Origin of the sequence: Pseudomonas taiwanensis, from assembly GCF_013393345.1 — a bacterium.
Classification (GTDB): Bacteria; Pseudomonadota; Gammaproteobacteria; order Pseudomonadales; family Pseudomonadaceae; genus Metapseudomonas; species Metapseudomonas resinovorans_C.
Map to the genome: position 1 here is coordinate 1 of NZ_QJRF01000068.1, position 7,306 is coordinate 7,306.

6 protein-coding genes and 1 pseudogene are annotated in these 7,306 nt (G+C 64.3%); all 7 read left to right on the forward strand.

Translation table 11 applies throughout. The features are described 5' to 3' along the window. Positions 1-1,052 (forward strand): dTDP-glucose 4,6-dehydratase (gene rfbB, locus DM872_RS20695; protein ID WP_179061225.1); only part of this gene is annotated, 1,052 nt, incomplete at its 5' end. Further along, positions 1,049-1,921: a glucose-1-phosphate thymidylyltransferase RfbA gene (gene rfbA, locus DM872_RS20700; protein WP_179058984.1), complete on the forward strand. Its 873-nt coding sequence runs from the start codon at positions 1,049-1,051 to the stop codon at positions 1,919-1,921. The genes rfbB and rfbA, both read left to right, overlap by 4 nt. After that, a complete protein-coding gene (gene rfbC / locus DM872_RS20705; RefSeq protein ID WP_179058985.1) occupies positions 1,918-2,463 on the forward strand; it encodes a dTDP-4-dehydrorhamnose 3,5-epimerase in 546 nt (181 codons plus the stop codon). Before rfbA ends, rfbC begins: the two co-directional genes overlap by 4 nt. Further along, complete coding sequence (rfbD, locus tag DM872_RS20710) at positions 2,460-3,326, forward strand: dTDP-4-dehydrorhamnose reductase (RefSeq protein ID WP_179061226.1); 867 nt, start codon at positions 2,460-2,462, stop codon at positions 3,324-3,326. Before rfbC ends, rfbD begins: the two co-directional genes overlap by 4 nt. Before the next feature lie 451 nt (positions 3,327-3,777). After that, positions 3,778-4,716, forward strand: coding sequence for a class I SAM-dependent methyltransferase (locus DM872_RS20715; protein ID WP_179061227.1), 939 nt, complete (start codon positions 3,778-3,780; stop codon positions 4,714-4,716). 529 nt (positions 4,717-5,245) lie between these two features. Then, entirely contained in the window at positions 5,246-7,024 is a 1,779-nt protein-coding gene (locus DM872_RS20720) for a phospholipase effector Tle1 domain-containing protein (RefSeq protein ID WP_179059740.1), read from the forward strand. A gap of 17 nt (positions 7,025-7,041) precedes the next feature. Then, positions 7,042-7,306 (forward strand): annotated as a pseudogene (locus tag DM872_RS20725) (DUF2931 family protein); the annotation flags it as partial.

Here is a 7,306-nt window from a genome sequence, read left to right on the forward strand (position 1 = left end):
TCACTGGCGGAGCCGGCTTCATCGGTTCGGCCCTGGTTCGCCACTTGCTGACAAACACCCAGCATGAGGTGCTCAACCTCGACAAACTGACCTACGCCGGCAACCTCGAGTCGCTGGCCGCGGTCGCGGACAATCCGCGCTACCAGTTCCTCCAGGCGGATATCGCCGACAGCCAGGTTGTCGGCGCAGCGCTGGCGCGCTTCCAGCCCGACGCGGTGATGCACCTGGCCGCCGAGTCCCATGTCGATCGGTCCATCGACGGTCCCGCGGCCTTCATTCAGACCAACATCGTCGGTACCTACAGCCTGCTGGAAAGCGTGCGCGCCTATTGGCTGGGGCTGGACGCCGAACGCAAGACGGCCTTCCGCTTCCATCACATTTCCACCGACGAGGTGTATGGCGACCTGCACGGGGCGGACGACCTGTTCACCGAAACCACGCCGTATGCCCCCAGTTCGCCGTATTCGGCGAGCAAGGCGGCGTCCGACCATCTGGTCCGCGCCTGGCACCGCACCTACGGTCTGCCCGTGCTGCTGACCAATTGCTCGAACAACTACGGCCCTTATCACTTCCCCGAGAAACTCATCCCGCTGATGATCCTCAACGCCCTGGAAGGCAAGCCCCTGCCGGTGTATGGCGACGGCCAGCAGGTGCGCGACTGGCTGTTCGTCGAGGACCACGCCCGGGCGCTGCTGGAAGTGGTCAGCCGCGGCACGGTGGGCGAGACCTACAACATCGGCGGGCATAACGAGCAGAAGAACCTCGATGTGGTTCGGGCCATCTGCGCCCTGCTGGAAGAGCTGGCGCCGCACAAGCCCGCCGGCGTGGCCCGCTTCGAAGACCTGATCACCTACGTCAAGGACCGCCCGGGCCACGACCTGCGCTATGCCATCGACGCCAGCAAGATCGAGCGTGAACTGGGCTGGGTGCCGCAGGAAACCTTCGAGACCGGGCTGCGCAAGACGGTCCAGTGGTACCTGGATAACCTCCCGTGGTGCCAGCGCGTGCAGGACGGCAGCTATCAACGTGAACGCCTGGGAGCAGCAGTATGAAAGGGATAGTCCTCGCGGGCGGTTCCGGCACCCGCCTCCACCCCATCACCCTGGGGGTGTCCAAGCAACTCCTGCCGATCTATGACAAGCCGATGATCTATTACCCGATCTCGGTGCTGATGCTCGCCGGCATCCGCGAAATCCTGATCATCTCCACCCCCCAGGACCTGCCGCAGTACCGCAACCTGCTGGGCGATGGCAGTCAGTTCGGCGTGCACTTCAGCTATGCCGAACAACCGTCGCCGGATGGCCTGGCCCAGGCGTTCCTGATCGGCGAGGCGTTCATCGGCAACGACCCGGTATGCCTGATCCTGGGGGACAACATCTTCCACGGCCAGCACTTCACCGAGAAGCTCAAGCGCGCCGCGCAATCGCCCAGTGGCGCCACCGTCTTCGGCTATTGGGTGAGAGATCCCGAGCGCTTTGGCGTGGTGGAATTCGATGAGGCGGGTCGCGCCGTTTCCATCGAGGAGAAGCCGGCTCAGCCGAAGTCGAGCTATGCCGTCACCGGCCTGTACTTCTACGACAACGATGTGATCCGCATCGCCAAGGCGGTGACGCCTTCTCCGCGTGGCGAGCTGGAAATCACCGACGTCAACAACGCCTATCTGCGCCGCGGTGATCTGCGCGTCGAGCGCTTCGGTCGCGGCTTCGCCTGGCTGGACACCGGCACCCACGACAGCCTTCTGGATGCCTCCCAGTATGTGCAGACCATCGAGCACCGTCAGGGCTTGAAAGTGGCCTGCCTGGAGGAGATCGCCTACCAGAACGGCTGGATCGACAAGACGCAATTGCTGACCCGGGCCAAGGCATTCGGCAAGACCGGTTATGGCCAATACCTGTTCGACATCGCCGGAGAAGGTGCGTGAACGCGATTCCAACCGCTATCCCTGACGTCCTCATTCTCGAACCTCGCGTATTCGGCGACGAGCGCGGCTTCTTCTACGAAAGCTTCAACGCCCGCACCTTCGCCGAGGCGACCGGCGTCGAACGCCACTTCGTCCAGGACAACCACTCGCGCTCCCAGCGCGGCGTCCTGCGCGGGCTTCACTACCAGCTGCAGCAAGCCCAGGGGAAACTGGTGCGGGTCGTCGCGGGCGAAGTGTTCGACGTCGCGGTGGACCTCCGCCGCAACTCGCCCACCTTCGGGCGCTGGGTCGGCGTACACCTCTCCGCCGAAAACAAACGCCAGCTCTGGGTCCCCGAGGGTTTCGCGCACGGCTTCGTGGTCCTCAGCGATTACGCCGAGTTCCTCTACAAGACCACCGACTACTACGCCCCCGAGCATGAGCGCTGCATTCGCTGGGACGATCCCGATCTCGCCATCGACTGGCCGCTGGCCGAGGCGCCGCAGCTGTCCGCCAAGGACCAGGCCGGGGTCAACTTCAAGGACGCGGACCTGTTCGCATGAAGATTCTCATCACCGGCAATAGCGGCCAGGTGGCGCGGGAACTCCAGCTCGCCCTCGCCGGCAAGGCCGCGGTCGTGTCCCTGGGGCGCGACCGGCTCGATCTCGCCCATCCCGAGCAGATCCGCCAGCAGGTCCGTGCCCTGGCCCCCGACCTGCTGATCAACGCCGCCGCCTACACCGCGGTGGACCAGGCCGAGACCGATGCGGACGCCGCCGTCGCGATCAATGCCACGGCCCCCGGCGTACTCGCTGAAGAGGCCGCCGCCCTCGGTATTCCGCTGTTCCACTACTCCACCGACTACGTCTTTGACGGTGCCAAGCACGGCCGCTACGTCGAGGACGACCCGACCCAGCCGCTGGGCGTCTACGGCACCAGCAAACTGGCCGGCGAACAGGCGATCCAGGCCGTTGGTGGGCAGTACCTGATCCTCCGTACCAGCTGGGTTTATTCGCTGCACGGGCGCAACTTCCTGCTCACCATGCAGCGTCTGCTGCAGGAGCGCGAAGAGCTGCGCGTGGTGGATGACCAGGTAGGCGCGCCGACCTGGGCGGGCAGCATCGCCCAGGCCACGGCGCAGTTGATCGATCAGTGGCAGGCGGGCAACCGCCATTGGGGCGTCTATCACCTGACCAACCGGGGCGAAACCTCCTGGTTCGGCTTTGCCAGTGCCATCGCTGACCAGCTGCAAGCTGCCGGCAAGCCCTGTGCTCGCCTGGTGCCGATTCCGTCCAGCGCGTACCCGACGCCGGCCCGGCGCCCGCTGAATTCGCGGCTGGATGGCCGCAAGCTGGCGAACGACTGGCAGGTCAGTCTGCCCGATTGGCGTACTGCCCTGGCCGAGTGCCTGCAAAACTCCCGCTGACGCAGACTCATCCAGATCTCCGCACCAACGGTTCAGGCCCCTCGGCAGAAAGCCTGAACCATCCTCCCCTCACGCATCCCTAATCCTTTGAACCCTGCTTTTCCACAAGGAATGGCCTGGCCATTCAAAGGAGAACATCATGCGTTCCGTCTTGCTCTGGCTTATCGGGATCCCCATCCCGATCATCATCCTGATCGCACTGCTCTGGTAACGAGCTTCCACGCCACCCGGGTGTCATGGCCCGGGTGTGCGGTGCCTTCTTCGTAACGTGAATTTCAACTTCATGCGCCGTCGCTGGCCCGAAGCCTTGCGCACTTCCGGTACGTCCATCCCCGCCTCACATCCCTGCCGAACACGCATACCGGCGAAGTGCCGCCCGCCTGGCCACGCGAACCTGACGGAATGCTCGGGTTAGAATGCCGCCCCCGCTCATTCCTGAACCGCCCCTGCCATGAACCTCGACGCTATCGCCACCCTCGAACAGCAACTGATCGCCGCCCTGGAGAACCTGCCGGACGAAATCCGCCGCATCTTCCACGGCCGTGGACGGCGCTGGGCGGGGTTGGAGCAGGTCACCGTCGACTGGTTGCAGGGCGTAGTGCTGGTATCGCTGTTCCGCGAAGTCGAGGAAGACGAGCTCGCTGCACTGCGAGCCATGCTGCTGAGCCTCACTGAGTCGCCGGCATGGCAACGGAGCGGTGCCCGGACATTGCTGCTACAGCACCGTTACCTGTTGGAGAGCACGGTCGAACTGCTCTGGGGCGAGGCAGTGGATGAGTGCGTGGTCAGCGAGGGCGGCCTGCGCTTCAAGCTGGACCTGGGCAAGAAGCAGAACAATGGCCTGTTCCTCGACATGCGTTACGGCCGCGACTGGGTTCGTGCCAATGCGCAAGGCAAGCGGGTGCTCAATCTGTTCGCCTACACCTGCGGCTTTTCGGTGGCGGCCATCAAGGGTGGCGCGGAGCATGTGGTGAACCTGGATATGGCCAGCTCGGCGTTGAGCCGGGGGCGGGACAACCATCGGCTGAATGGACATGACCTCAGCCGTGTCAGCTTCCTCGGCCATGAGTTGTTCAAGTCCTGGGGCAAGGTGAAGAAGACCGGGCCATACGACCTGGTGATCATCGATCCGCCGTCCTTCCAGAAAGGCAGCTTCGCCCTGACCCGCGACTACCAGAAGATCCTGCGTCGCCTGCCGGAGTTGCTGGCCGAGGACGGAGTGGTGCTGGCCTGTGTGAATGATCCTGCCATTGGGCCGGACTTCCTCATTCAGGGCATGCAGGCGGAAGCGCCGGAATTGCAGTTCGTGGAGCGGCTGGAGAATCCGCCGGAGTTTGCGGATATCGATGAGGATGCGGGGTTGAAGGCGTTGGTGTTTCGGCGGGCTTAGGCCAGCACGGGGCTCAGCCTCCCTCTCCCCCGGCCCCTCTCCCTGAAGAGGAGAGGGGTGACTCGCGCTGGTGACATCAGAGTCAGCCGGTTCATATGGCGTTGGGCTTCGCTACGCTCTGACCAACCTACGAACTGGCATGGACGCGATCCAATATCGCGCCTGGGCGTCGCAACCCTCTCCCAGAGGGAGAGGGGGCAGTTTGTACCAGCCGGGCACTATTCACCCCAGAGGCCGAGGGGTGACTCGCACCGGCACCATCCTGCCCGCACGGCCTTCCCTTGTGGGGGCGATTTCAATCGCGAAGCACGACGCAGTCCTGCCCAACAGGCCTCGCACTGCCGCGTCGGCCCGCCCCTGCCGCGACAGATTGGTCTGCTGTCGACTCTGAGGCTCCAAGCCCAGAACGCCCAAACAGCGAAAACCAGACCATTCCCATAGCGCGTTCAGCCCGCATCACGCCGCCAGGGCATCACGCCTGTGCAAGCCTCGCTCCTCAACCATGGAGCCTCACAGGAAGCACAGCGCAATGGACAGGTTGGTCAAACGGTCGATCTTCGACCCCGTCAACGAGGACCAGGTGGAGGATCCTTTCTTCGCCGTCTCCAAAGTCGATCGGGCATTGGACGAGCCCTGGCAACTACCCGGGCTCGAGCGACTGCTCAGCGAATGCGGCATCGATCCCAACGACAGACAGGAGGAATACTGTCGGAACCGGATTCTCGAGCACGTTCGCAGCGGCGACTGGCTGCTGATCAGCCGGCGTCCATTCAAGCCCCTGAGCGGAAAACGGCCCTCCTTGGCCGACGACCTGGCCTGGTTTGGCGCGCCGGTTTCCGCCCCGCCCGCTCCCGCTGAGCCCAAGCTACCGCCCGACTGGAAGCCCTTCACGCATACCCCCAAGGCCAAACTTCGCATCGCCTTACGCATCGGCGTGTTCTTCGACGGCACCTACAACAATGCCGCCAACGCCGCCCTGGGCCTACTCTGCGGCGCCCAGCACGCCATCACCGAGGACGACCTGGACGCCAGCTGCAAGCCCTATATGCGCGACCCGGAGAGCAGCTATGGCAATGGCGTGACCAATATCAGGCTGCTCCATGACCTGTATCCCGAAACCCAGAAGCTGCCGGCCACAGCCAAACAGGGCTATCGACGTATCTATGTCGAGGGCAGCGGCACCCGCGTGGGTGAGGAGGACAGTCTGTTCGGCGCAGGCACTGGGCGTGGCGCCACTGGTGTGGCGGGAAAGGTGCAGCAGGCCTTTAAGGATATCCGAAGGGTTTGCTACGACTTCATCGACGAAAACACCGACTATGAAATTGAGTCGCTGACCTTCGATATCTTCGGTTTCAGCCGAGGCGCAGCAGCGGCCCGGCACTTCGCCAACCAGATCGCCAAGGGCCGCAATGGCCCCCTGGGCATGCTGCTCCCCGATACCAGCGGCACCTTCAGCCACGACCTGAGCGGCCGCTACGGGCAAGGAGTGCAGGTGGCCGTTATCGGCCTGTTCGACACCGTGGCCTCCACCGCTGGCCTTGCCAACCTGGGCAATGTGCGCAGTGCCAGTACCCCAGGCCTGCAACTCTACCTGGCACCTGCCCATTTCCCGACAGTGGTGCACCTGGTGGCGCGGGACGAATACCGCGCCAACTTCGCCCTCAACAGCACCGAGCCCGAGCACCGCGAAATCGTTCTGCCTGGCGTCCATGCCGACCTTGGGGGCGGTTACCTGGCCGAAGCAGAGGAAACCCTGCTGGTCAGCCCCATGCAGGCGCTGGACGTCCCCTTGCACACCGATGTGCGCAGCACCTCCATCCACCGCGATGCCGAGCGGGCCCGGGACGCCTGGCTGGCCAAAGGCTGGCCAGCCCACATGCTGACCATCGTTACCCCCGAGGCGCGGCCGCTGCCACTCGATCCGACTGACCGCCTGGCCCCTCCACGCAAACGCGTCTATGCCGCCCTGCAACTGAAGCGCTCCGTGCGGGGCGAACTGTCGCGGGTCTACCTGCGGCTGATGCATCAATTGGCCCGGCAAAAGGGCGTGAACTTCGACGATATCCCTGACCGCTCCGACACCCAATTGCCACTTGAACTCCAGCCGCTCTGCAACCGATTCATGGGAGACGACTACAGCACCACCCCCGCCGAAGAGCAGTTGTTGCGACTGCACTACATCCACTGCTCGGCCCACTGGAACCCGCCTGTAAGCCTGCAGGGCCGGACCCCACGCACGGGGGTCGCCCTGACCTTCATCAATGCCCCCACCGCCGATGGCCGGCGCGTGCGTCACCCCCATGCCTAGCACAGGAGCCTGATTCGATGCGCCATTTTCTTCTGATAGGCCTGCTGCTGGTCAGCGGCTGCCAGGCCATGGACCCGCTTTCCGGCGCTCATGACGATCACAACCCCTGGTGGAGCCTGGGTTTCGCTCATCCGGCCTATATGAAGGTCTGGGTCGAGGACAGTGCAGTCGTCGATATCCGCGGTCGGTTGTTCCGGAATACCGGCGGCGGCATTGCTGCTGGCGATGAGCCGGAGGATGGCACCGAAGCCGCCCGCGGCTGGCGGGGCGGCGCCGGCCCCA